At 72.3% G+C, this 23408-nt stretch carries 24 protein-coding genes and 1 pseudogene; 6 read left to right on the top strand and 19 right to left on the bottom strand.

Annotation, left to right across the window (positions count from 1 at the left end; genetic code table 11):
• From ACGFW6_RS02460 to ACGFW6_RS02440, 5 genes are read right to left on the bottom strand one after another with little or no spacing between them, the layout of a single operon-like run.
• Positions 1–1854, bottom strand: a complete 1854-nt coding sequence (locus ACGFW6_RS02460; RefSeq protein ID WP_393503745.1) for an alpha-D-ribose 1-methylphosphonate 5-phosphate C-P-lyase PhnJ — start codon at positions 1852–1854, stop codon at positions 1–3.
• A complete protein-coding gene (locus ACGFW6_RS02455; protein ID WP_393503742.1) occupies positions 1851–2975 on the bottom strand; it encodes a carbon-phosphorus lyase complex subunit PhnI in 1125 nt (374 codons plus the stop codon). The genes ACGFW6_RS02460 and ACGFW6_RS02455 overlap by 4 nt, the downstream gene beginning before the upstream one ends.
• Positions 2975–3631 (bottom strand): phosphonate C-P lyase system protein PhnH, encoded by a 657-nt coding sequence (phnH, locus tag ACGFW6_RS02450; RefSeq protein ID WP_393503739.1) that lies wholly within the window; start codon positions 3629–3631, stop codon positions 2975–2977. Before phnH ends, ACGFW6_RS02455 begins: the two co-directional genes overlap by 1 nt.
• Positions 3628–4062 carry a phosphonate C-P lyase system protein PhnG gene (locus ACGFW6_RS02445; protein WP_393503736.1) on the bottom strand — a complete coding sequence of 145 codons (435 nt, stop codon included), beginning with the start codon at positions 4060–4062 and terminating at the stop codon, positions 3628–3630. The genes phnH and ACGFW6_RS02445 overlap by 4 nt, the downstream gene beginning before the upstream one ends.
• 2 nt (positions 4063–4064) lie before the next feature.
• A complete protein-coding gene (locus tag ACGFW6_RS02440) occupies positions 4065–4853 on the bottom strand; it encodes a GntR family transcriptional regulator (protein WP_393503733.1) in 789 nt (262 codons plus the stop codon).
• A gap of 138 nt (positions 4854–4991) precedes the next feature.
• Here ACGFW6_RS02440 and ACGFW6_RS02435 point away from each other — a divergent pair.
• A pseudogene (locus tag ACGFW6_RS02435) lies at positions 4992–5192 on the top strand (hypothetical protein); the annotation flags it as partial.
• Here ACGFW6_RS02435 and ACGFW6_RS02430 read toward each other — a convergent pair.
• The 7 genes from ACGFW6_RS02430 to ACGFW6_RS02400 form a co-directional block, all read right to left on the bottom strand.
• Positions 5149–5775 carry a hypothetical protein gene (locus ACGFW6_RS02430; RefSeq protein ID WP_393503730.1) on the bottom strand — a complete coding sequence of 209 codons (627 nt, stop codon included), beginning with the start codon at positions 5773–5775 and terminating at the stop codon, positions 5149–5151. The pseudogene ACGFW6_RS02435 and the gene ACGFW6_RS02430 overlap by 44 nt on opposite strands.
• 203 nt (positions 5776–5978) lie before the next feature.
• Positions 5979–6881 (bottom strand): hypothetical protein, encoded by a 903-nt coding sequence (locus ACGFW6_RS02425; RefSeq protein ID WP_393503727.1) that lies wholly within the window; start codon positions 6879–6881, stop codon positions 5979–5981.
• Positions 6882–7205: 324 nt separating this feature from the next.
• On the bottom strand, positions 7206–8384 hold the full coding sequence (locus tag ACGFW6_RS02420) for a DUF2306 domain-containing protein (RefSeq protein WP_393503724.1): 1179 nt from the start codon (positions 8382–8384) through the stop codon (positions 7206–7208).
• A 113-nt stretch (positions 8385–8497) separates the two neighbouring features.
• Positions 8498–9031, bottom strand: a complete 534-nt coding sequence (locus tag ACGFW6_RS02415) for a PadR family transcriptional regulator (RefSeq protein WP_393503722.1) — start codon at positions 9029–9031, stop codon at positions 8498–8500.
• Between the two features lie 107 nt (positions 9032–9138).
• A complete protein-coding gene (gene phnE, locus ACGFW6_RS02410; protein WP_393503719.1) occupies positions 9139–10905 on the bottom strand; it encodes a phosphonate ABC transporter, permease protein PhnE in 1767 nt (588 codons plus the stop codon).
• 4 nt (positions 10906–10909) lie between these two features.
• Positions 10910–11713 (bottom strand): phosphonate ABC transporter ATP-binding protein, encoded by an 804-nt coding sequence (gene phnC / locus ACGFW6_RS02405; RefSeq protein WP_393503716.1) that lies wholly within the window; start codon positions 11711–11713, stop codon positions 10910–10912.
• Positions 11714–11784: 71 nt separating this feature from the next.
• Positions 11785–12744, bottom strand: coding sequence for a phosphate/phosphite/phosphonate ABC transporter substrate-binding protein (locus tag ACGFW6_RS02400; protein WP_393503713.1), 960 nt, complete (start codon positions 12742–12744; stop codon positions 11785–11787).
• A 316-nt stretch (positions 12745–13060) separates the two neighbouring features.
• Here ACGFW6_RS02400 and ACGFW6_RS02395 point away from each other — a divergent pair, with 316 nt between their 5' ends.
• From ACGFW6_RS02395 to ACGFW6_RS02385, 3 genes are all read left to right on the top strand, one after another.
• Positions 13061–13453: a VOC family protein gene (locus tag ACGFW6_RS02395; protein WP_393503710.1), complete on the top strand. Its 393-nt coding sequence runs from the start codon at positions 13061–13063 to the stop codon at positions 13451–13453.
• Positions 13454–13609: 156 nt separating this feature from the next.
• Entirely contained in the window at positions 13610–14008 is a 399-nt protein-coding gene (locus ACGFW6_RS02390; protein WP_393503707.1) for an AQJ64_40280 family protein, read from the top strand.
• A 76-nt stretch (positions 14009–14084) separates the two neighbouring features.
• The gene (locus ACGFW6_RS02385; protein ID WP_393503704.1) at positions 14085–15014 is read left to right on the top strand and encodes a DUF1353 domain-containing protein; all 930 of its coding nucleotides are present in this window, start codon (positions 14085–14087) and stop codon (positions 15012–15014) included.
• Positions 15015–15189: 175 nt separating this feature from the next.
• On the opposite strand, the gene ACGFW6_RS02380 is transcribed toward ACGFW6_RS02385, so the two are convergent.
• From ACGFW6_RS02380 to ACGFW6_RS02370, 3 genes are all read right to left on the bottom strand, one after another.
• On the bottom strand, positions 15190–15858 hold the full coding sequence (locus ACGFW6_RS02380) for a hypothetical protein (RefSeq protein WP_393503701.1): 669 nt from the start codon (positions 15856–15858) through the stop codon (positions 15190–15192).
• Positions 15859–16016: 158 nt separating this feature from the next.
• Positions 16017–17720, bottom strand: a complete 1704-nt coding sequence (locus ACGFW6_RS02375; RefSeq protein WP_393503699.1) for an FAD-dependent monooxygenase — start codon at positions 17718–17720, stop codon at positions 16017–16019.
• 72 nt (positions 17721–17792) lie between these two features.
• Positions 17793–18683 (bottom strand): PfkB family carbohydrate kinase, encoded by an 891-nt coding sequence (locus ACGFW6_RS02370; protein WP_393503696.1) that lies wholly within the window; start codon positions 18681–18683, stop codon positions 17793–17795.
• A 155-nt stretch (positions 18684–18838) separates the two neighbouring features.
• Here ACGFW6_RS02370 and ACGFW6_RS02365 point away from each other — a divergent pair, with 155 nt between their 5' ends.
• Entirely contained in the window at positions 18839–19507 is a 669-nt protein-coding gene (locus tag ACGFW6_RS02365) for a glyoxalase (protein WP_393503693.1), read from the top strand.
• Between the two features lie 36 nt (positions 19508–19543).
• Here ACGFW6_RS02365 and ACGFW6_RS02360 read toward each other — a convergent pair whose 3' ends face one another.
• The 4 genes from ACGFW6_RS02360 to ACGFW6_RS02345 form a co-directional block, all read right to left on the bottom strand.
• Positions 19544–19975, bottom strand: a complete 432-nt coding sequence (locus ACGFW6_RS02360; RefSeq protein WP_393503690.1) for a hypothetical protein — start codon at positions 19973–19975, stop codon at positions 19544–19546.
• A 29-nt stretch (positions 19976–20004) separates the two neighbouring features.
• The gene (locus ACGFW6_RS02355) at positions 20005–20844 is read right to left on the bottom strand and encodes a DUF1206 domain-containing protein (RefSeq protein WP_393503687.1); all 840 of its coding nucleotides are present in this window, start codon (positions 20842–20844) and stop codon (positions 20005–20007) included.
• A 78-nt stretch (positions 20845–20922) separates the two neighbouring features.
• A complete protein-coding gene (locus ACGFW6_RS02350; RefSeq protein ID WP_393503684.1) occupies positions 20923–21825 on the bottom strand; it encodes a hypothetical protein in 903 nt (300 codons plus the stop codon).
• 119 nt (positions 21826–21944) lie between these two features.
• The gene (locus ACGFW6_RS02345) at positions 21945–22685 is read right to left on the bottom strand and encodes an SDR family oxidoreductase (protein WP_393503681.1); all 741 of its coding nucleotides are present in this window, start codon (positions 22683–22685) and stop codon (positions 21945–21947) included.
• 95 nt (positions 22686–22780) lie between these two features.
• On the opposite strand from ACGFW6_RS02345, the gene ACGFW6_RS02340 reads away from it, so the two are divergent.
• Complete coding sequence (locus ACGFW6_RS02340; protein WP_393503678.1) at positions 22781–23332, top strand: TetR/AcrR family transcriptional regulator; 552 nt, start codon at positions 22781–22783, stop codon at positions 23330–23332.
• Positions 23333–23408 lie beyond the last annotated feature (76 nt).

The following is a 23408-nucleotide window of genomic DNA, read 5'->3' as shown; positions in this document are numbered from 1 at the left end:
TCACCTCCGGGCGGCGGCGACGAGCCGCTGGGTGTAGGGGTGGTGGGGATCGTGGAAGAGCTGGTCGGTCAGGCCCCGTTCGACGACCCGGCCGGTCTGCATGACGAGCGTGCGGTCGGTCAGCGCCTCGATCACGGAGAAGTCGTGGCTGACGACCACGGCGGCGACGTCCCGCTCGGCGAGCAGGCTGCGCAGCAGGTCGAGCACACCGGCGGCGACGGAGGCGTCGAGTCCGGTGGTGGGTTCGTCGAGCAGCAGCACGGGCGGCTCGGTGGCCAGGGCCTTGGCGATCTGCACGCGCTGGCGCATACCGCCGGAGAAGGTGTGCACGGGGTCGTCCATGCGGGACAGCGGCACCTCGACCCGGTCGAGCAGCTCCGCCGCGCGGCGCCGGATGGCGTGGTAGCCGCGCCAGCCCGCGGCCGTCAGCCGCTCCGCGATGTTGCCGCCCGCGGAGACCCGCAGATCCAGTCCGGCGGCCGGGTCCTGGTAGACCACGGCCATCGAGTCGACGCGCAGCCGCCGCCGTACGGGCGCGGGCAGCGCGAGCACCTCGGAGGCGCCGCCGTCCACCGTGGCGAGGTGGACCCGGCCGGCGGTGGCCGGTTCGTCGCCGATGACGCAGCGCAGGACGGTGGACTTGCCGGAGCCCGACTCGCCGATGAGGCCCAGGGCTTCACCCGGTGCCACGTCGAAGGAGACGTCCCAGGCGGCGACCACGGCGCCGGTGGACGGGCTGATCGCGGTGCCGTGCTCGGGACCCGTACCGGGTACGGCCGCGGCCCCGCCCGCGCCGTGCACCTTGCCGATGCCGTCGACGCGTAGGGCCCATTCGGGGCCCGCGGAAGGGGACCTGCGGCTGGGTGCGGGGGCGCCGTCCGCGGTCGCCCGCGAGGCCACGGGCGTCGCACGACGTCCCGCACGGGCTCCCGGGTCGGGCAGCAGGGCGAGCGGCGCGCGTTCCCGGTGGGCGACGGTGTCGGCGTCCCCCGCCTGGACCCGCGCGCACCACTCGGTGTCGCTGCACGCGAAGGCGCCCTCGGTCCCGGCGTTGACGAGATAGACGTCGTCGCTGCCGCAGAACCTGCAGCGCCCGCCGGGCTCGTGCTCGACCTCGAAAGGCACGTCGTCGAAGGTCAGCGGTGTGACCTCGGTGTGCGGAGGCACCGCGTAGATCCGCTTCTCGCGGCCCGCGCCGAAGAGGTTGAGGTGCTCGGCCCGGTGGAGGCGCGGCACGTCCCAGCGGGGGATGGGGCTGGTGGCCATCACATAGCGGCCGCCCACCAGCACCGGGTAGCCGGTGCTCGCGGTGATCATGCCGTTGCGGACGATGTCCTCGTACAGGCTGACCCACATCGCGGAGTAGTCGCCCTCGGCGTGCATCCGCGCGCATTCGGCCACCGACTTCTGCACTCCGCGCAGCGGTTCGGGCACCGGCACCTGGTAGACCAGCACGTGCCCCTCGCCCAGGGCCTCCTCGGGGATGCGGTGCCGGGTCTGGACGACCGTCGCCTCCCGGGTGTCGGCGGACTCCTCGCACCCGGTGGTCCGCGCGATCATCCGGCGCAGATTGGTGGCGTTGACTCCGGCGTCGTCGCCCTGGTCGATCACCTTCACCGTGTCGCCGGCCCCGATGACCCCCAGGGTGACCTGGAGGCCGCCCGAGCCCCAGCCGCGCGCGACCGGCATCTCCCGCGAGCCGAAGGGGACCTGGTAGCCGGGTACGCAGACCGCGGCGAGGGAGGCCCGGCGGATCTCCCGCTTGGCGTCCTCGTCGAGGATCCCGGCGGGCGGGCGGCCCGCGTCGGCCTCGGCGACGAGCGCACTGACGGTGGCCTGGTGTGCCGTACTCATCGGCAGTCCTTTCCAGCGGGCTCGGCGGCCCGGGCCGGCGGGTCCTCGCCCGCGTCGGCGGCGGCCCGCATGGCCTGCTTGCGCTCGACCATCGAGCGGAACGTGACGTAGTGGGGGAGCTTCAGGTGCTCCAGGAAGCCGCCCGAGTCGAGGCCGTCGAGGGTGAGCAGCAGCAACTGCTCCAGCGGCCCGCTGCGGCCGAACCGGCGGTTGGCGACGTCCAGGTTGGCCATCGCGATCGCCTTGCGCTCGTTGTGGCCGAAGCACAGGCCGTAGCCGATGTCGAAGCGGGTCCGGTCCTCGTCCGCGCCGTCCAGGTCCTCGATGGCCTCCGCCTCGGTGACCCGGAACTCGCCGACGGCGACGGGGTTTCCGGTGTACGGGTGGCGCACCCGCAGCGGCAGACGGCCGTGCCGCAGCTCACCGAGGGTGATCTCGTGCACGTCGCCGTCCGGCCCGAGGATCGAGCGGTACCACAGGGCCATCAGCGCGCCCGACTCGGCGCGCGCCATGGCGGCCAGCACGGCGGACCGGTCGGCGGGCGGCCGGGCCGGCCTGCGGGTGATGTCGTGCGGCTCCGGATCGTCGCCGCCGCGGCCCTCCGCGACCAGTTCCCACTTGCGCAGCAGGTCGAGGAACCGGCGCGGACTGCGCTGCTCCCGCGTGCGCTCGGCGACGCCCACGGTGTCCTCGGCCTCGGACCGCTCGGCCTCCGGCGGTCCCTCGGGCCGCTCCAGGAGCCGGCCCGTGTAGTCGGAGGTACGGCCGAGGAGTTGCGGGCCGTCGGGCTCGCGGAACGCCGGCACGATACGGCGCAGCACGGTCATCTCGCCCGGGTCGACGGGCTCGCTGACCGCCAGCCTCGGCAGGGTGGACCGCTGGGCGCGCAGCAGGTGCGAGGCCTCCAGCGTGTCGCCCTCGGCCTGCCGGAAGGCGTCGGCCGCGGTCGGCTCGTCGTACAGCCCGGCCTCGCCCATCACCCGGTCCACGGCCAGCCGGAACCGTGCGGTGATCTGCTCGGTCGACGCCCAGGGCGCGGGCGCGTGGTCACGCTTGCGGCGGACGAGGTCCTCGGCGGCGAGAATCGCCTCCAGCCCTCCGCGTGCTCCCGAGTACCCCATCAGCTCTCCTCCTCGGACATGCCATCGGCGACGACGGTGACGGTGGTGCTGCGCGGCAGCCCCATCAGGCGGCCGTCGGGTGCGGCCAGCAGCAGATCGACCCCCGCGGGGAAGCCTCCGACCGCCTCCGCGCGCGCCTCCACGAACCCGGCCGGGAGCCCCTGCGGGGCCACCTCCCGCTCGCCCGGGACACCGGGGCCGGACAGCCGCCAGACGCCCGGTCCGCCTTCCAGGTCGGTCACCGGCAGGCACAGCACGGCGCCGTCCTCGGGCGCGTCGGCCGAGCCCCGGGCCGGCCGCAGGATCTCCGCCGCGGCGACGGGCCGTACGGCGGCCGCGAGGCGGGCCTTCTCCAGCGGCACCACGGGGGAGTTGGTCGCCACGCTCACCACGTCCGACCAGCGCGCGGCGCCGTCCGCCTCCAGGACGCAGACGCCGGTGCCCAGGTCGGCGAGCGCGAGGACGGGCAGCAGCGCGGGCGGCACCTCGGCGGGCGCGTCCGCGGGGAAGCGGGTCACGGTACCCGGCCGCGCGAGGGCGTCGAGCACCGCGCGGTAGACGCCCTGGGCCTGCGCGGGGCGCAGCTTGGCCGCCCGCACCAGTTCCGCGGTCCCCGGGGCCCCGACGGGGCTCGGCATGGTCTCGACGGCGGTCACGTCAGCTCCTCGAACTCGACGACGGTCGGGGCGAGTTCCGCCCACTCCTGGCTCTCCCGAAGCTCCCGGCGCCCCGCGACCCGCTCGCACAGCAGGTCGACGTCGGCGGCCCGCGGGCGCCCGGCCTCCACCTCGGCGTCGAGCACCGCGGCGGCCAGCACGGCCGCACGGTCGTCACCGAGGCGCATGGCCCAGCCGCGATGCCCGCCGAGCTCGACCTCCGCCCGGCAGGCCAGGACGTCACCGAGCAGGAAACGCTGCTCCAGGACCGGTTCGCGCACCTGCGCCGTCACACAGCCCACCTCCGGCGCCACCAGGACCCGTACCTGGGCGCCGTCGGCGATGCAGGCGTCGGCCAGTTCGATCAGTTCGGCCCTGTCGGCCTCGGCCAGCAGGGCACAGCGTTGCTCCCTGCTCAACTCTTGTGTCACCACTACTCCCAGTTCCTTGCGGTGATCGCTTGCTGTGGCACCGGAGCGCTCCGCGATGCCGTGCTCTCGTCGCCGGCGGCCGGTTCGTCGAGCTCGACCACGACGCGCACGGCGTCGGCGCGGGTCCAGGTCCGGCTGCACATCAGGACGTTGCCGGCCGCCTCGTCGCGGCTGACGCTCTCGACCAGCCACGCCGGCAGGCTGCTCTCCACGCGCAGGGCGCGCAGGACCTCCGCCGGCGGGACGTCGATGCTGACCCGGCACCAGGCCCGTGTCGGCCGCACCCGCACCATCTGGCGCAGCACCAGGTCGACGGAGTCGACGGCGTGCAGCGCCAGATCCAGGTCGGGCACCTCGTCCACCGGGATCCACTCATGGACCCAGGAGGCGAGGAGGTCGTCGATGTAGAACTCACGCTCCACCTCGTGCACGGGCGTGCCGGCGGGCCGCTCGAACCGGTCCGCCAGAAAGGCGGGCAGGGGGATCCTGCGCACCGACTTGACCAGGGCACGAGGTGTGGCGCCGGCGGCCGAGATCGTCGCGGACCACGACGGCGGAGCGCTGCGCGAGATGACGTAGTCGATGCGCCGGTTGACATACGTGCCGGACCCCTGGGTCCTGCGGACGACGAAACGGCGTTCCAACTCCTGCACGGCCGCCCGTGCGGCGGCCCGGCCCACGCCGAACCGCCGGGCGATCTCAGCCTCGCTGGCGACCCGGGTGCCGCGGGGGCACTCGGCCAGCTCGGCGGACAACTGCTCCGCGATGTCCAGATACCTGGTCGCACTCACATGAGGAACTCTGGTCGGCCGAGTCGTCCGGACAACTTGCAGCCGACCAACGCCTCCGACCGGGAGTGTGAACAGCCGTGTCAGTTGTTTTGCGGTTCGAAACGGCTTTCTGCCTTGGATTCCATGGTGCGGCGGGGTGCGATCACTGTCGCAGCGGCGGCAGCACTTCGTGAGGTGGGGGCGTCGAGCGCGGTCGTCCGCGCGGCGAGCTCGAATGCACGCGCCGTCGCCACCTACAGGTCAGCCGGTTTCGAGCCGCGCCCCGAGGTCCGGGACCGGTGCCGGGGCGCCGCGCCTAGGCGGGTGTCTTGTCGGTCAGGCGGTAGCCGCCCTCGATGACTTTGGAGCCTGCGGCAGGTGCCATGCACGTGCTCAGCAGTGGCTCGTCGGCCTCCGTGCCTCCGGAGAGTCCGATGCGGCTGGGGCCGCTGCCCTCGCCCCCACTCACGTAGAAGCTGATCCCCATGCGGACATGCCGCTTCAGGTAGTCGTCCCAGGCGCCGACGTTGCCTCCGGTGCGCACGAGCCGTCCGGTCACGGTGGCGGTGGGGCCGCCGCTGGTCAGGCAGTCCACCTCGAAGTCGCCCCAATTGACCGGTGCGGGCTCGCCGGCGGCCGCCGGCATGCGGTGGAAGATGCGGAAGGTGCCCCACGCCCGGTCGGGCTCGGTCCAGCCCTCGCCCTTGAAGGTGGCGTGGGCGTCGACGGTGACCCGGATGTCGTGGCCGGGGTCGGGGTAGTCCATGCGGCCGCGGCCCTTGAGGCTGGAGACGAGGGTTCCGGGCGAGGCCGAGGCCCGCGCGGTCCTGTCAGGTGCGGACGCGGGTGCCGTCGACGCCGAGGCGATCCCCGCGGTCGCCGCCGGCACGGCGGTCGCGGTGAGGAACGTGACGGAGCGGTGGGGCAGCTTGGACCAGGGCATGGTGGAACTCCCGTCGAGGGGTCGTGGAACAGAAGCCGCGGAACGCGGAAACCTCCGCTCCGCCACGACCGATCCTGCTCAACACCCGTCCCGCACACGTCGGTCACGGGTCGGGATCCTGCCCGCCGTGCGGATGAGTCCGCCACCGGAGTCGTCCCACTCGCGGGGTACGAGGCGGTGTCGACCGCCCGCGCCACGTCGCGTCAGTCGCGGGGAGCGGCGGACCCGCGCAGCAGGACATGTCCGCTCACGCCCGCGCACAGCAGGCCCGCCACCATGCAGACGAGGCCGATGGCCGGGCCGGAGCCCCACTCGATGTGGGCGGCGCGGGCGGCCAGGACGACGGTCATGGCGGCAGCGGTGCCGGGCAGGGCGAGCAGGGCCGGGCGGGTGCGCGTCAGGTCGTCCTCGGCGAGGGAGCCGAGGACACCGACCCCGAGGGCCAGAGCCCAGACGCCGAGCGCCTGCGCGTCGAGGCGGTTGGTGTGCCAGGGAATGAAGTCGGCCCAGAAGCCGGGCCGGATCAGCAGGCCGGTGCCGATGCCCAGCCAGGCCGAACCCAGTACGGCCAGGGGCGGTTTCGACCAGCCGGGCAGCGGCGCGACGGACGCGCCACGCCGCTGGCGGGCGGGGGCGGGGACGCGGTGCTGCGCGGGGACGCGGTGCTGCAGAGCCAGTGCGATCACGGCCCACACGCAGAGCAGGCCCAGGACGAAGATCCAGCCCAGGCTGAACAGGACGGACAGGACGGGGCCGCCCTCGGCGAGGTAGAGGCCGCCGGCGTTGAGCAGGGTCACGGTGAACAGGCCGACCAGGACGACGGCCGTGGGGTGGAGCAGGGTGCGCGCTTCCTCCCAGTGCCGCGCCCGGCCGACCGCGAACAGGGCCGGCGCGGTGCCCAGCATGGCGGCGCCGACCAGGCCGGGGTTGACCGACTCGGGGGAGGGCCAGGCGCCGAAGACATGGCCGGTGAGGCTCACCGCCGCGAGGAGTCCGCCGACGAGAAGGCTGGTCACCGCCACCGCGATGGCCAGCATGGCGACGCCGGCGGTGAGCGGGCGTCCGTCGGAGACGGTGGGGGAGGGGACGTCGGCTGCCTGTGTCATGAGGATTCCGTTTCCGGGCGGGGGCCTGGGCGCGTACGTCGGACCGGAGACCGCCCACCGCGGCGGCGGGCGGTTGAGAGGTGGCTGTCGGTCAGGGGCGGGGACGAGTCGAGGTGGCCCTCGCCCGGGGGACCCGGACGGGTCGAGGCGGCCGTCGATCAGGGACTGGGGCGAGATGCGGTGGCCGTAGGTCAGGGGCGGAGGCGAGATGCGGTGGCTGTCGGTCGGGGACTGGGACGAGATGCGGTGGCTGTCGGTCAGGGGCGGGGGCGAGATGCGGTGGCCCTCGCTCAGCGGACCCGGAAGAGTCGAGGTGGCTGTCGGTCAGGAGACGGGGGACGAGATGCGGGAGGCCGAGGAGGTGGGCGCCGCGGTCGAACGGCTGCGCACCTCGCGGGCGTACATCACGCGCAGGCTCACCACCGCGGTCGCCGCCGTGGCGAGGACGCCGCAGCCGACGGCGAGGCCGGCGGCCAGAGCCGTGTGGTGGTCGAGCCCGAGGGTGCGCTCGAAGACCGGGGTCGCGCCGGCCGACAGCACGGGGGCCAGACACAGAGCCGCCAGGTGCAGCCGCCACTCCTCACGGGCCCAGGTGCGCCCCTGCCGCGCGGCACGCCGCGCGCTGACGGCCATGACGGCGTAGGTGACGGCGTACGGCAGCAGATAGCCGGCCAGCAGGCGCTGCCCGACCGTCCCGAAGTCCAGGTAGCCGTACACGATCCAGGCCAGAGCGGCGGCGCCGGCCAAGTGGGCGGCGGCCAGCACCGGCAGCGGGGCCCACGACCCCGACACCCCGTCGACCTCCGCGCGCCGGTCGAGCGAGCGCGAGGCGATGAGCGCGCCGAAAGCGACCACCGACCCCAGATGCATGATCGCCACCTGGTTGATCTCCGCCATCGACAGGCCCGGCAACAGCAGCGGCAGACCGCCCCACTCCAGGCGCAGCAGGGGAGCGGTCAGCAGAAACCCGTAGCAGAGCAGCATCCAGCGCTGGTGCAGGTCCGGGAACCCGCCGACGGCGGCGAGGATGCCGAAGGTCACGCTCAGCACGGTGCCCACCAGGATGGTGGCGAGCACGATCCAGAACGCCGCCCCGCTGAACGCGTCCTCGGGCGCGGTGCGCGCCAGGTACAGTCCGGCGCCCGCCATCGAGGCGTACACCGTCACCGCGAACACCACGCCGAGCACGCGGTGCAGCCGCATCCGCCGCCGGGCCGCCGTGAGCAGCTGCGCGGGCCCCAGGAGCATCAGCAGGCCGCCGAGCACCGAGTGCACGATCATCGGCACCAGGCTGTGCCGGTACGGCTCGATGCGGGTGGCCAGCGCGTCCGCGACATAGCGCGGTGAGACGAGCTGGGACATCAGCCACTCGCCGAACGCGGGTGCGCCGGGGCTCGCGTACGGCCACAGTTCGGTCATCGCGACCGGCGCGTACGCGACGCACATGACGGTCACCGCGATCATGGCGCCGCGGCGCCAGGTACTGCTCGTCGGACGGCCCACGGCGATCTCCTGCTCCTGGCCGCTGCACGGCCGAACCGATAGTCCAGGCTGGACTATCGAGAAGGTAGAGGGACCCCATGCAGAGGTCAACGGTCCGTGGCGGTCGGAAATCGTCAGGAATCCGTGGACGTGCGGTCCCCCCGCTGCCGCACCCAGGCCCAGAAGTCGACCATCATCCGCTCGTACCGGATCCCGAACTCCAGCGCCTCGCGCTGCCCGGGGGTCAGCAACTCCCCCACCTCGTCGGCGAGTTCCTGGTACGACCGCAGGGTGCGCCGGTGCTCGTCCACCTGGACGGGGGCCAGCACGTCCGGCCGGCCCCCGAACCACAGCTTGAGGATGCCGCGTTCCCTCGCCTCCACGGGCACGAACTCCGGGTCCCCGAGCCATTCCCGAAGGGCGGCGCGCCCCTTGTCCGTCAGCGCCAGCACCCTGCGGTTGCGCCCGCTCTCCTGCCGTACCTGCGCCAGGAGTCCCGCCTCCAGCAGCCGGTCGCACTGCGCGTACACCTGCGCGTGCGGCACCGACCAGAACGGCGCCACCGTCCGTGCCGCCTCCCCCTTCACGTCGTACGCGCTCGCCTCACCCAGCTTGTCGATGATCCCGAGTACGAGGTAGGAGGAGGTCGTCAACCGCACGTCAGCCATGAGGCGACCGTATCGCCCGGCTGACGGCGGAGAGTCACACCTGTCGGCGGCAGGCGGCCGTCAGCGCACGATCCAAGGTGTCCTCAGCGCACCGTCCAAGGCGTCCGTCAGCGCACGACCCGGCGCAGCCACACCGCGAGCAGTTCCACGGTGAGGACGGTGGCGAACACCATCAGCAGCACGGTGGTGACGACCCCGAAGTCCAGTACCCGCGCCGCGTTGAGGAGGTCGAAGCCGATGCCGCCGGCGCCGACGATGCCGAGCAGGGTGGCGGAGCGGATGTTGACGTCGAGCTGGTAGAGGACGTGCCCGACGAACGCCGGCGCCGCCTGCGGAAGTGTCGCCGAACAGAACACCTGCAGACGTCCGGCACCCGTGGCCCGCACCGCGGCCTCGACTCCCGGGTCGACCTCCTCCAGCGAGTCGGCGACGAGCTTGCCGAGCAGCCCCACCGCGCCGACTCCCAGGGCGAGCGCGCCCGCCACCGCGCCGAGGCCGGTGATCACCACGAAGACGATGGCGAGGACGAGTTCAGGAACGCCGCGGACCAGCACCACCACGACCCGGAACGCGGTGGCCGTGGCGGGTGACGGGGCGACGTTGCGGGCCGCCAGCGCGCCGACGGGCAGCGCCAGCACCGCGCCGATGAGGGTCGCCGCGAAGGCGATCTTGATGGTGACGAACAGATCGGCCAGCAGATCCGGCATGATCCCGCCGGTCTCCGGCGGCCAGAACAGCCCGAGCGTACGGCCGATGTCGCCGAGCGCCCCGAAGAACTGCTCCGGCGCGAGACCCGCGCCCCACACGGAGGCGGCCGCGGTCAGGACGGTGACGGCCGCGTAGGCCGTGCGGCGCAGGCGGCGGGGGTTCCAGGGCGGGCTGATGCGGGGCGACTCCGGCCGGCGGACGCCGTCGCCCGACCTGCCTTCGGCTCCCGGCGTCGGCGGCACCGCGGTGAGCGCGGGCTTTCCGGCAGGTGGGACGGCGCCCTTCTGGCTCCGCGTCCGCCCACCCCCGTCCGCTGTCCGCAGCAGCGCCCGGCGAATGGCGCCCGAGAGCAGCTCCACCAGGACGCACAGCGCCAGCACGACCAGCGCGAGCGCCATGCCCCGCCGGTAGTCCAGGGCGTTCAGGGCTCCGGCGATCTCGAAGCCGAGTCCGTTCACGCCGACGAAGCCGAGGACGACCGAGATCCGGAGGTTGATGTCCAGCCGGTGCAGGGCGTTGGCGACCAGCGAGGGCAGCACCTGCGGCAGCACCCCGGAGACCAGCTGCTGGAGGCGACCGGCGCCGGTGGCGCGTACGGCGGTGCGCGGACCCTCGTCGATCTGCTCGATGGCGTCGGCGTACATCTTGCCGACCATGCCGACGGAGTGCAGACCCATGGCGAGCACACCGGTCAGCGCACCGAGCCCGAAGACCCGGAAGAAGATGATCGCCAGCACCACGTCCGGCACGGCCCGGGCCAGCACGATGACCCCGCGCGCGGCGAACCGGGCGCTCGGGTGCGGGGTGGTGTTGCCGGCGGCCACGACCGCCACCGGGACGCTGAGCAGCACCGACAGCAGCGTCGCGCACACCACCACGGCCATCGTCTGCCCGCACAGCCGCAGCAGTTCGAGGGCGGGCGGGAAGTCGAGCGGGAACATCCGCCCGGCGAAGTCCGCCGCGTTGGCGGCACTGTCCACGAGGGTGGCGGCGTTGAGCCGGAGGTCGGCGAAGGACCAGCAGGCGAAACCGGCGAGCGCGGCCATGACGAGCAGCGCGGCGATCCCTCCTGCGCGGGGCCGCGGCACCGTCCGGGGTGCCTCGGCGGGGCCCTGCGCCGAGGTGGGGGAGGGCGGAGTCGGAGCGGGCGCGGTCGACACGGTCACCGGCTCAGCCCGCCGTCGCCGCGAGTACCGCCGGGGCCACGGCACCCAGACGTGCGTACACGGACATCACTTCGTCCCGCGTCAGACCGGGCACGGGGCTGTCCATCAGGACCCGGCCGGCCCGCAGGCCGATGATCCGGTCGCCCCAGGAGAGCGCCAGGTCGACCTGGTGCAGGCTGCACAGCACGGTGAGCCGTTCCTCCTCGCCGATCTCCTTGATGAGTCGCATGATCTGCGCCGACGACTCGGGGTCGAGAGAGGCCACCGGCTCGTCGGCGAGCAGGATCTCGGGGCGCTGCATCAGGGCCCGGGCGACGGCGACGCGCTGCTGCTGGCCGCCGGAGAGGGTGTCCGCGCGCTGGAAGGCCTGGTCCAGCAGACCCACGCGTTCCAGATGGCGCAGCGCCTCGCGCCGCACCGTCCGCGGATAGGTGAGCAGCCCCAGCCGGGGGCCGCGCAGCCGGCCGAGTGCGCCGGTGCACACGTTCTCCAGCACCGTGAGGCTGCCGACGAGATGGAACTGCTGGAAGACGAAGCCGATACGACGCCGGAGCCGGCGCAGTTCCGCCCCTTTGGCGCGGCCCACGTCCGTACCGAGGACGGTGACCGTGCCGTTGCTCGCCTGCTGGAGGCCGTCGACATGGCGCAGCAGGGTCGACTTGCCGGATCCGGAAAGCCCGAGCAGCACGACCATCTCCCCGGCGCGCACACTCAACGACACCTCGTCGAGAGCGCGCACGTCGGAATCGAATTGTTTGCTGACGCCCTCGAACCGCACTACGGGCTCGGGGAGATGGTCCGTGGTCATGGGTGGCTCCGACTCTCTCGGTGAACGAATCGCCCTGCGGAGGCGAACTCAATTGCCTTGGGGAAGAGGGGTCAGGACTCCACGCACTGCTTGTCCTTCGTGATCTCGCAGACCTTGCGGACGCCGTCGTAGTCGGCGTCCTCCACCGCCACGTAGCCCCAGTCGCCGGCGTCGTCGACCTCGCACTTCCCGCTGCCGGTGCAGTAGCCGTTGGCCTTCAGGTAGTCGACGTTGGCCATGGTCCGGAAAGCCTGCGTGATCTTCTGCTTGAGCTCGGCGTCCAGATCGTCGCTGATCGCGACGGGCGAGCCGGGAATGAGGTCGGACTTCCAGACGGTGCTGATCTCGCCCGTTTCGACCTGACCCTTTTCGACCAGCTGCTTGTCGACCATGGTGTCGTAGGCGAACCCGGCCTGGCACTGCCCGCTCTTCACGGCGAGCACGGACGCGTCGTGGCCACCGGCCATCACCGGGGTGACGCCCTTGTCCACGTCCACTCCGGCATCCATCAGCCCGGATCGCGGGTAGAGGTAGCCGGAGGTCGAGTTCGGGTCGACGAAACAGACCTTCTTGCCCGCGAAGTCCTTGAGGTCCTTGATCGGGGAGCCGGCCTTGACGATTCCGTAGGACCGGTAACCGGGCTTGTCGCCCTTGTTCTCGACACCGGCGGCGACCGGCGTCGCCTTCACGCCGGAACTCTTCGCCTGCACATAGGAGAACGGCCCGTACGCGGCGATCTGGATTTTCCCGGAACGCTGTCCCTCGATCACGGCGGCGTAGTTCGTGGCCTTCTGGAATTCGATCTTCCTGCCGGTCTCCTTCTCCAGCATCTTGATCACGCCGGCGTAGGACGCCTTGAGGTCGGTGGAGTTCTCGGCCGGAATGGCGGCCATCACCAGGGCGTCGCCGCCCTTTCCGGCCGTGGACGTCTCGGATTTCGACGCCGCGCTCTCACCGCAGCCGGCCAGGACGAGAACAGAGGTGGCACCGAGGGCGAATACGCCGAGATTGCGCCGGATCACAGGAAACATCGTTCGACTTCTCCTCAAACGGCCGCAGTGGTGCCGCCGGAACGGGTTTTGAACGGGACCCAGGCTGAAACCAGGGCATGCCGTGGCGAAGAAGCGATGGTTACGACCGGCCGAACGGGGCCGGTCTCTTGCGGCGGGCGGACCGGACGACTCCGGCGCCGGGCAGGGGCGGTTGCCGGGGCTTCCGTGAGGGTGTTCGGGAGGGTGAACGAGGCACGACCATCCGGACGCCACCCGCGTGGCGCGGGTGGAACCGATGGCAGGCGTGGTGTGCCCTGAAGTGTCAGGACGGCCCACCCGTGAAGGAGAACACGGCATGCTCGGACAGTCGCAGGCATTCAGCGGCTTCTCGGTCGACGACCTCGACGAGGCCCGCCGGTTCTACGGCGAGACGCTCGGCCTCCAGGTCGAGGAGACCGGCGAGGGGGACATGCGCATGCTCACCCTCAGGCTCGGCGGCGGCACGCAGGTCTTCGTCTACCCCAAGCCGACGCACACCCCGGCGACCTTCACGATCCTCAACTTCCCGGTGGACGACATCGAGGCCACCGTGGACGAACTGCAGCGACGCGGGGTGACCCTGGTGCGCTACCCCGGATTCGAGCACGACGCGAAGGGCGTCGTCCGCGGGGGCAACGGCGGTCCCGCGGCGATCGCCTGGTTCACCGACCCGGCCGGGAACGTCCTGTCCTTGCTCCAGGAACACTGACCGGCCACCCGCCGCTCACACCCTGACGCTCCGGTTCGAGCAACCTCCGCGAGCGTCGGGCGGTCTTGCCGTATGCCGGCGCCGCGGCGGTACTCCGCGCCGAAGCGGCGGAAACAGGCACAGGACGCCTTGCCGAGCGGCTGACCGAGGGTGGATATGACGAGTCCGGACACCGTGGTGACGTGGGTCGACGTACGCGACGGGCTGCCGCGGAGCGGTATGCCGGTGGCGGCGGCGATCACCGGCAGGTATCCCGCCGAGGACGCCACTGAACCCGACCCTGCGACGGGGGAGGAGTTCTGGCTGGTGAGGCCGATGGTCTTCACCGCCCTGCACTGGAGCGAGGACGGCGCGGAGCACAGGGACTGCTTCGTCGACTCCGACGGTGTCGTCCGGCTGCCGCACGGCCGCGACAGCGACGAAACCGTGACGCACTGGGCCGAACTGCCCACCCTGCCGGGCGGAAGCACGCACGGCGTTCTCGGGGCGGACGTGCAGCCGGCGCTCCACCACGCCTGGGGCACCCGCCCCCCGCCCCGACCCCAGGGTGATTGACGGCCACGAGGACGGATAACGGCACCCCCTCGCCGGAACAAAAGGGGTAGGACCCCTGGGCGAGAGGGAGGCAGGCATGGCCGACGCCGAGAGCCCGGTCACCGAACAACCGCGACGGTTCTACGACGGCGGCGTCGACGCCGCCGCGGGGCAACCGGAAATCCCGCCCGACCCGGGCAAGGACGCCCGGATCGAACTCGTCCGGCATGTCCTGGGCGGCCAGGAGCAGTTCGCGATGCGGCGCCGCATCGCCTACCGCGACCGCCACCTCGGCGAGCTGCTGGTGCCCCGGACGACCGCCGACTTCCGCACCGACCTGACCTCCGTCCCGGCCTTCTTCACCTGGCTCGTGCCCAAGACCGGCGACCACCTGCCGGCCACGCTGCTGCACGACGGACTCATCCACCCTCCCGGCGCTCCCACGTACACCTCGACCGAGGGCCGCGTGGTTCTGCGCGTGGAGGCCGACCGTGTCCTGCGGGACGCCATGGCGGATGCCGGGACCGCGCTCGTGAGGCGCTGGCTGGTCTGGTCGGCGGTCACGACGGCGACGATGCTGGACGGCGGCGGAACGGGCTGGACGAAGGGCCGGGCCCGGTACCACCGCCTGGTCGCGGCGCTGACCGTCGTACTCATCCTGACGCTCGGCGTCCTGGCCACCGTGGACCTCTTCGACGTCAGGGTCCCGTTCAACCCGACCCGGTGGTGGATGGGCGACCGGCCGTGGTGCGTCGAGATCGTCAACGGTCTGTCGGCCGCGATCGTGATCCCGCTGGTGCTCGCCCGCCTGTTCTGGGGCAGGAGCCTGTGGATCGCCGGCGCGGTCGTCGGGGTCAGCCTGTCGGTGCTGCTGCACGTCACGGTCGCGGTGCTCGCCGTCACCGGGCTCTACCAGGTCATCGAGCGCCTCACGCGGAGCCTGCCCCGTGCGGCGGGCGTACTGGCGTGGGCGGGGATCGCGGCTTCGGCGGTGTGGTTCCTGGTCGCCCTGTTCGTCACGGGGTGAGGAACACGGCGTACGGGTTTCCCGGGAGGCACAAGTATGTCGGGTATCCCGGGAGGCACAGGTACGTCGGGTATCCCGGGAGGCACAGGTACGTCGGGTATCCCGGGAGGCACGAGTACGTCGCACGGGGTGCCCGGCGGGAAACCGGGCACCCCGTGCGACGTATGAGGCCGTGTCAGCGCCGCACGGGCGCCGCCTCGGCCGCGACCGTACGCCGGGTGGTGCTGCGGTACGTGGAGATGCCCAGGGCGAGCAGCCAGTAGCTGAGGATCGCGCCCATCATCGCGGTGGTGCCCCAGCCGTTCGCCGCGTAGAAGTTCGCCGGGGTGTTGCCGAAGAACAAGGACGGCACGAAGAGCAGATTGAGACCGGCCAGGGCATACGCCGAGCGGACGGTCCAGCGGGGCAGCAGGCCGGTACGGGAGATGGCGTACCCCACCGAGGCCAGGAACAGGGCCAGCAGCAGACGTCCGATCGATCCGTAGAGGATGTACGTCCCGCTGACGGCGATGGTCGGGTCGATGGAACGGTCGGCGGCGATGACCGCGCCGGCCTCCAGCCCGCTGGAGACCAGCGTGACCGTCGTGTAGACCAGTCCGCCGGCGAAGGCCAGCGAACCCACCCACTCGTACGCCGGGTTCACCGCCTTCACCAGCTCGCGGAAGGCCGTCACGAACACGATCAGGCCCGCCAGCGCGACGATCGCGATCAGCAGCCGGGCCAGGACGTTGGCGTCCGGCGGCGGGCCGGAGTAGACGAAGTAGAGCGGCACCTCGATGATCAGCGCGGCCGCGGTGCCGATGCCGGCCAGGCCCGTCAGGCGCCTGGCGTGGGTCTCGTTCATTGGGGTCCCCCGAGAGTCCGTCGATGGATTCCTCGTCGGTCCGTTTCCGACGTCATGAATCCTGCCGCCCGAGACGCGGCCCGTCCCTGGGCGTGGACACCCGATGAAAGGGTGGCCCTGTCGACACCCCTCGGGACTCCCCAGCCCCCCGAGCGGCCCTACGGCAGGCGGAAGACGCGTCCGAGAGCGTCGGACAGAGCGGCCGCCGCCCCCGGACCGGTCAGCGGTGACACGCGGGCGCCCACATGGCCGTCCGGGCGGATGAGGAAGGCCGTCGGGCCTCCGACGCCGTACAGCCGCCTGAACTCCGCCGCGCCGTCCCGGAAGACAGGCACGCGCACCTCGGCCGGTCCGCCGCCGGCTTCCGGCGTGACGTCGTCCCGGGTGACGACGAACGCGGTCAGGTTGCCGCCGGTGAGCCGCTGACCGGCAGCGGCGGCCTCGCGGCACGAGAGGAGGGCGTCGGCCGAGTCGGCGTAGAGCACCAGGACATGACCCCGGTCGCGCAGCAGGTCGTACAGGCGCAGGGGCGCGGCGGCCACGCCCGCGGCGAGACCGGGACAGTCGGGCGCCCGTTCACCGGCCCGCGGACCGTCCCCGGGGTCGCCGCCGCCGTCCGCCGCCACCAGGGGACTGTCCGGGTAGGCGACGAGCAACTGGGCCTCCCGCAGCATCATCGTCGTCATGTCGTCCCGCGCCGCCCGGAACCCTTCGGTGGCGTGCTCGACCGTGCGTCCGACCACCTCCTCGCCGACGGGCCGACGCTCGGCGTGATAGCTGTCGAGCAGCCGGGGACGGGCACCGCCCTCCAGCACGAGCGCCAGCTTCCAGGCGAGGTTGTAGGCGTCCTGGATGCCGGTGTTCATGCCCTGGGCGCCGGTCGGCGGATGGATGTGCGCGGCGTCGCCGGCCACGAAAACGCGGCCCACGGAGTACCGGTCGACCAGGCGATGACTGATCCGGAAGACGGACGACCAGCGCATCGCGGACGCGGTCGTGGGCTGCGGGGAGAGCCGGTCGAGGACGGCCTGGATGTGCCCGAGTCCGGGCGCCCGCCCACCTTCCAGTCCGTGGGCCACCGAGTCCCGCGGCGCATCCTCGCGAACGGCCGACAGCTCGGGGGGCACCAGCATCGACACGCGGTACCGGCGATCACCGGGCAGCGGAATGCAGACCAGGACGTCGTCGACGCGGCCCTCCTCGTCGTGGTGCAGGGCGCGCACCCCGTAGCCGGCAGGAAGGCTCCAGTCCACCTCGACGTCGGCGAGCATGTACTCCTCGGGGAAGGCACCTCCCTCGAAGGAGAGCCCGAGCCCCTTGCGGACGGTGCTGTGCGCCCCGTCGCAGCCCACCAGGAAACGCGACCGCACCTCCTGTTCGGCACCGGACGCCACGACGATCCGGCTGACCACCCCGTCCTCGTCCTGCGTGAACCCCACCAGTTCGGTGTCCCGCTCGATGCCGGTGCCGAAGCGGGCGAGCTGCTCCTCGATGATCCGCTCCGTCTCGTACTGGGGCAGGGCCGCGAAGAGGTACGGCACCTCGGGCGGCAGCCGCAGCTCGATGCGCCCCCGCTCTGCTCCGTCGGCGTACATCAGCTGCCCGCGCAGCGGTACGGCGACCTCCAGAGCGGCACGCACCATGCCCATCCGGTCCCAGATCTCCAGCGTCCTCGGCTGCACGCCCACGGCCTTCGCGTACGGCAACCGGGCCGGAAGTCTGTCGATCACACGGCAGGCGACCCCTTGCCGCCGCAGCTCCGCCGCCGCGGTCAGGCCGACCGGTCCGGCACCCACGATCAGCACGTCCGTGTCCACCACAGGCGTCTCCCGCCACGGGCCCCCCTTGCGGCCTGCCTCCATCGTCCACCGGCGGGAACGGCACAGCGACCCAGCGGGACGTTCGGCCCGGCGGCTGCCCGAGCGGCCGGGGAGTCAGAGCATCCAGGCCCGGGTGCCGAACGAGGCGCACGCCCGCGACGCCACGAGCGCGGCAGCGTGCAGGGCCCGCAGGAAGCCCTGCTCGGTCAGAGGCCGCCGGGCGGCGAGGTGGTAGGTCAGAGCGCCGTGCAGGACGTCCCCCGCGCCCAGCGTGTCCGCCACCGGCACGGAGGGCACCTCGACGGTCCCGCTGCCGTCGGGGCCCGCCCACACGATGGGCCGCGCACCCCCGGTGACCGCGGTCCAGACGACTCCCTGCCCCTGGAGAAAGCGCAGGGTGTCGGAGGGGGTGCCGGTTCCGGGCGGGTGGAAGTCGGCGGAGCAGACCGCCACGTCGATCCACGGCAGCAGATTCCGCGTGCCCGGCTTCCAGCTCCCGCCGTCGAGGACGGTGACCTTCCCGGCGGCCCGCGCGGCGCGGGCGGCGGCCATGGCCAACTCCATGTGATGGCCGTCGAGCTGGACGATGTCACAGTCGGCGACACGTGCGTCGAGATCGTCGGGCGGAGTGAGCCGGTGCGCGGTGGCGTTGGTCGAGGCCACGGCGCGTTGCCCGGTGGCGGCGGTGACCAGGATGGAGGAGACCGCGGGCGGATCGGTCGCCCGGGCCGCCAGGTCCGACACGGTCACGCCCGCCCGGTCCAGGTCGGCGGTGGCCGCGAGCGCCAACGGGTGGCAGCCGACGGCGGTGAGCAGCCCGGCCGCGCCACCCAGATGCGCGAAGGTCACGGCGGCGTTCGTCGCGGGCCCGCCGGCGGCCACGGTCTGTTCGCGGGCGGTGAGCTTCTCGTCGGGTCCGGGTACGCGCTCGACGAGTTGGATGACGTCCACCGTGCACAAACCGACGAACAGCCCCGCGGGCCGTCCGCCCGCTGCTGTCTCCATCCAGGTGCACCTCCTCGACGGGTCCCCGAGATCACGGGGCGGGCCTCTTCAACCGTGCCCCGCACCACCCCGGTCCACCCCTGCGCACCCCGGCCGACGAGACCGGTCAGGAATCGAGAAGCCCCCACTGCCGGGCCGCGCCTAGCGTGAAGGACATGGAAACCACCGCATCCACCACGTCCCTCGCATCCGTCACCCTCGAGGTCACCGACGTCGAGGCCGCCCGCCTCTTCTACGCCGCCTTCGGAGTGGACCAGCACATCCGCCTGCGGGAGTCCGGGGCGCACTCCACCGGATTCCGCGGCTTCACCCTCGCGCTCACCGTGTCGGGGCCGGCCACCGTCGACAGCTTCCTGAGCGCTGCCGTGGACGCCGGCGCCACCGTGCTGAAGCCCGCCGCGAAGTCGCTGTGGGGCTACGGCGGCGTCGTCCAGGCACCCGACGGCACCCTCTGCAAGGTCGCGACCTCCGCGAAGAAGGACACCGGCCCTGCCACCCGCGAGATCGACGAGGTCGTGCTGCTGCTGGGCGTCGAGGACGTGAAGGCGAGCAAGCAGTACTACGTCGGCCGGGGCCTGACCGTGGCCAGGAGCTTCGGCGGCAAGTACGCCGAATTCGCCGCCGCCGACTCCAGCCCCGTCAAGCTGGCGCTCTACAAGCGTCGGGGCCTGGCGAAGGACCTCGGCGTCCCCGCCGACGGCACGGGTTCGCACCGCGTCGTCCTGGGCAGCACCGCGGGCGCCTTCACGGACCCGGACGGATTCGCCTGGGAGGCGGCCACGCGCTTCGACGCGGCCGCGTCCGGGGAGTCGGCCGTGTCCTGATACGGCCGGCCCCCTGGCGACGCTCGGATCTGCCGCTCAGAAGTCCGTGGGCAGCCCGCTCGCCTCGGCGATACCGCGCAGCTCCTCCGTCTGCCGGTGCCGCTCTCTGATGTAGTCGGCGATCTCGCCGAGACGGTCGGGGTCGGAGGCCGTGGTCGCGTCGGTCACGATCCGTACCGGACCGGTGTCGTCGACGTCGATCTCGACCACTTCGTTGTCCAGGCGGCCCGTGACCGCGGTGGCGATGACAAGAGCGGCCTCGTCACGAACCTGCTGCGGCAGGTCGTCGCCCTCCGAGTCGAGCGCGAAATCGAGGGTGGACAGGCGTTCCTCGTCGATCGCCCTGAGGACCGGTTCCACCACACGCAGCAGGAGCCGGTAATCCTCTGTGTCCATCCGGATACGCAGGAGGTCCAGGTACACCTCCACGGGCTGGCCGTCGCCTTGCGGAACCTCGTATTCGCTCATCCACCCCGTGTTCCCCACTTGGCCACGGCTCAGACGTGCTGCCAGCGCGCCGCGGCGAAGGAGAACAGACCGAACAGCACCAGCCCGGCCGCCACGCAGACCAGCAGCGATGGGCCGAGCGGGGTATCGGCGAACGTACGCAGAGCGTCGTCGAGGCCCTTGGCCTGGTCGGGTTCGTAGTCGACGGCCGCGCGGACGGCGAACGCGCCGATGACCGCGAACACCAGCCCTCGGGCGGCACCGCCGACCACGCCGGTGACATCCACCACCCGGCGCGTCCGGCGGCTCATCCGCCCGAGCTGGAGATCGTCGTGATACTTGCGCCGGATCGCCCGTACGCCGATCCAGACGCCTGCCACGGCGACGCCGACCCCGGCCGCGCCGACCAGCCACTGGCCCGCGGGCAACTCCAGGGCCCGGGCGGTGGCGTCACGGGACTGCTGGTCGCTGGAGCCACCGCCGCCGGGGCTCCGGTTCACCGCGAACGACAGCACGGAATAGGCGACGAAGACGTAGACCGCGAAGCGGCCGGCGGCCAGCAGCCGCTTGCGCGCTTTGCGGCCGTCCTTCCCGACGGAACCGAAGAGCGCCTCGGACAGCCGCCACACCGCCATGCCGACGAGTCCGATGCCCAGCGCCCACAGCAGTACGGCGCCGAACGGCTTCTGCGCCAGCTCCTCCAGGGCCCCGCCCCGGTCGGCCTGCTTGCTGGTGTCGCCGAACGCGACCTGCAGCGCCAGTGCGCCGACCAGCAGATAGATCACGCCCCGGGCCGCGAGTCCCGCCCGCGCCGCCCCCTCGGTGACCGAACCCCGCGCCACCCGCCGGGCCCGGTATCGCCCGGTCCCTGCCCACGCACCCGTGTTCATGTAGACCTCCCGGACATCCGGATGCCCCGACCCGGCCGCCACACACGCGGTTTCCCGGCGCCGGCCTCCCGCCGTGCCTCACCCGCGTGCTTTCCTCCGGCGCCGACGGTACGGCGAGGGAGCCCAACGGAGCCGGACGCCGGTGACACGGGCGATGGCACGCAGATGCGGCCCCGTGTTCCCGATGAACCAGATCGAACGATCCGCGTGGGACCAGGCGTAGGCCGGCACACCGTCGTCCAGGAGGGACGTCAGCCGCGGTTCGGCGAGTTCCTGAGCCGCGAACTCGTAGAGCGCGGGGAGGCGCGGGGCGATCAGCCCGTAGTCGAGCATGCGGGCGAGAGCGTGTTCGGCGAGGACGACCTCCTCGACGGAACCGACCACCGGGTAGTTCTTCGGAAACGACCGAGCGAGGTCGAGGAACAGCTTCACGCTTCGGTGCCGGGGATCCACCAGACGTGGCCCGGGGAAGGACAGCGGCCCGAGCGCGAGTCGCGGATTCGCCACCATCGCATGGGTGTAGACGACCCGAAGAAGCGCGACGTTCATCATGAACCGCTCGACTTTGAGTTCCTGTGCGGCCAGGTCCTCGTACTGCAGATATCCCGCGACGATGCTCGCGTTATGGGCCCGGTACCAGCGCGTCGGCGACGGTTCACGAAGGAAGTCGATCCAGCACTGGACACCGTGACTGCTCGGATTCCCCGAAGCGCCCTCGGCCATGAGGCCGGCCTCGACCTTGTCCCGCAGCAGCACTTCGTTCACGCTGCGCCACCAGGCACTGCCGGCCGGATTCGAGGACTCCGGCTCCAGCACGCCCCGGGCGGCCGACCAGCGCATGAAGCTCAACTCTGCGTGCCCGTACCGATGAACGCGCCCTGACGCGGAGTCATAGAAATCCCGCGCCAGCGCCAGCCGCCCGGTCGTGTCGTTCCGCACCCGCTCGACCCGCTGCATGGCGCGAGCGGCGGCGTCAGCCACGGTGACCCCATCGGATCGGCGTCATTCGAGAACCTCATCAACGCGAGGACTGGACACGGGGACTCACGGTACCGCGACGCCTACGGCTTCCGAGTGGGGAGGCGAGGCGGCGGTGAGTCTCATGCCTGGACGGTGGGGCGGACGTTGATCTCGCCGATTTCCACGTCGTCGGGCTGCTCGACAGCGAAGGCCACGGCACGGGCGACGGCGGCCGGAGGGATGCCCATCGCGTCCATGTTCTCGCGCGTCCGGTCGCGGAGGCCGGGATCGGCCATGGAGTCCGCGAGGTCGGTACGGATGTACCCCGGCGAGATGGCCGTCGTACGCACCACCCCGTCCGTGGACTCCGTGCGCAGCCCCTCGTGGACGGTGCGCACCGCGTTCTTGGTCGCGGCGTAGACGGCCATCGAGGGGGACACGGACAGGCCGGCCACGGAGACGATGCTGACCAGGTGGCCCTTCCCCTGCTCGCGGAAGACGGGCAGCGCGGCGGCGACGCCGTTGAGCATGCCGCGGAGGTTGACGTCGATCATGGCCGACCAGCTCGCGGTGTCGAGGTCGGCCAGCGGGCTGATCGGGGCGATGCCGGCGTTGTTCACCAGCACGTCGATACGGCCGTACCGCTCGACGGTCGTGGCGACGAGGCGTCGCAGGTCATCGGCCCGGGTGACATCGACGACGCACGTGGTGGCCCGGCCTCCCCGCTCCTGGATGTCCCGCGCTATGGCGTCGATGCGCTCGCCGCGGCGCGCCGCGAGGACGACCGCGGCGCCGCGCTCGGCGAGCAGACGGGCCGTGGCCTCGCCGATGCCCCCGCTCGCTCCGGTGATGGCGACGATCTTGCCGTGCAGAGAAAGCATGGCTGCCTCCCAGTAAAGTGGACACGTGTCCGGTCTGCTGTCCAGCGTACCGGACACGTGTCCACTTGTCGGAGGCGAACGTTCGGGAGAGGCCCATGAGCGGGTCGGCACGCAGACAGGACGCGGTGGAGAACCGGAACCGCATCGTGGAGGCCGCCCGCGCGGCGCTCGCCGAGTCCGACCGCGTCCATCTCAACGAGATCGCCAAGCGCGCCGGGGTGGGGCAGGGCACGCTGTACCGGAACTTCCCCAACCGCGACGCGCTCCTCGCCGAGGTCTACCGGCGCGACGTCGACGAGCTCGTGACCGCCGCCTCCGATCTGCTGGCGGAACACGCGCAGGAGCCCCTGGAGGCCCTGCGGCGCTGGCTCGACCGGGTGATCGACTACGCCGAGATCAAGCGCGGCGTCCTGGCGGCGCTGGAGCCGGCCGCGTGGCAGGACCTGGTCGCCCACAGCCACAGCCCCATCGAAGGGGCCCTCGGACAGCTCCTGGGCGCCGGACAGGCGGCCGGATCCCTCCGCACGGACGTGGACGCCCACGGGGTTCTCACCCTCGTCGCCTACCTCGGCCGTCTGGACCGGGACGAGTGGGAGTCGACGGCCCGGCCCCTGATGAACGTCATCCTCAATGGCCTGCGCCGGTGAGTCCCGGGCGGATGAGGAACGGCGAGTGCGGGCGTGACCCCCGACGCCGGGACTTGGTCGCCCGTCCGAGAGGCGT

Source organism: Streptomyces sp. Y7, assembly GCF_043195415.1.
Taxonomy (GTDB): domain Bacteria; phylum Actinomycetota; class Actinomycetes; order Streptomycetales; family Streptomycetaceae; genus Streptomyces.
Note: the sequence above shows the minus strand (reverse complement) of the source record. Positions and strands in the feature narration are given on the sequence as shown.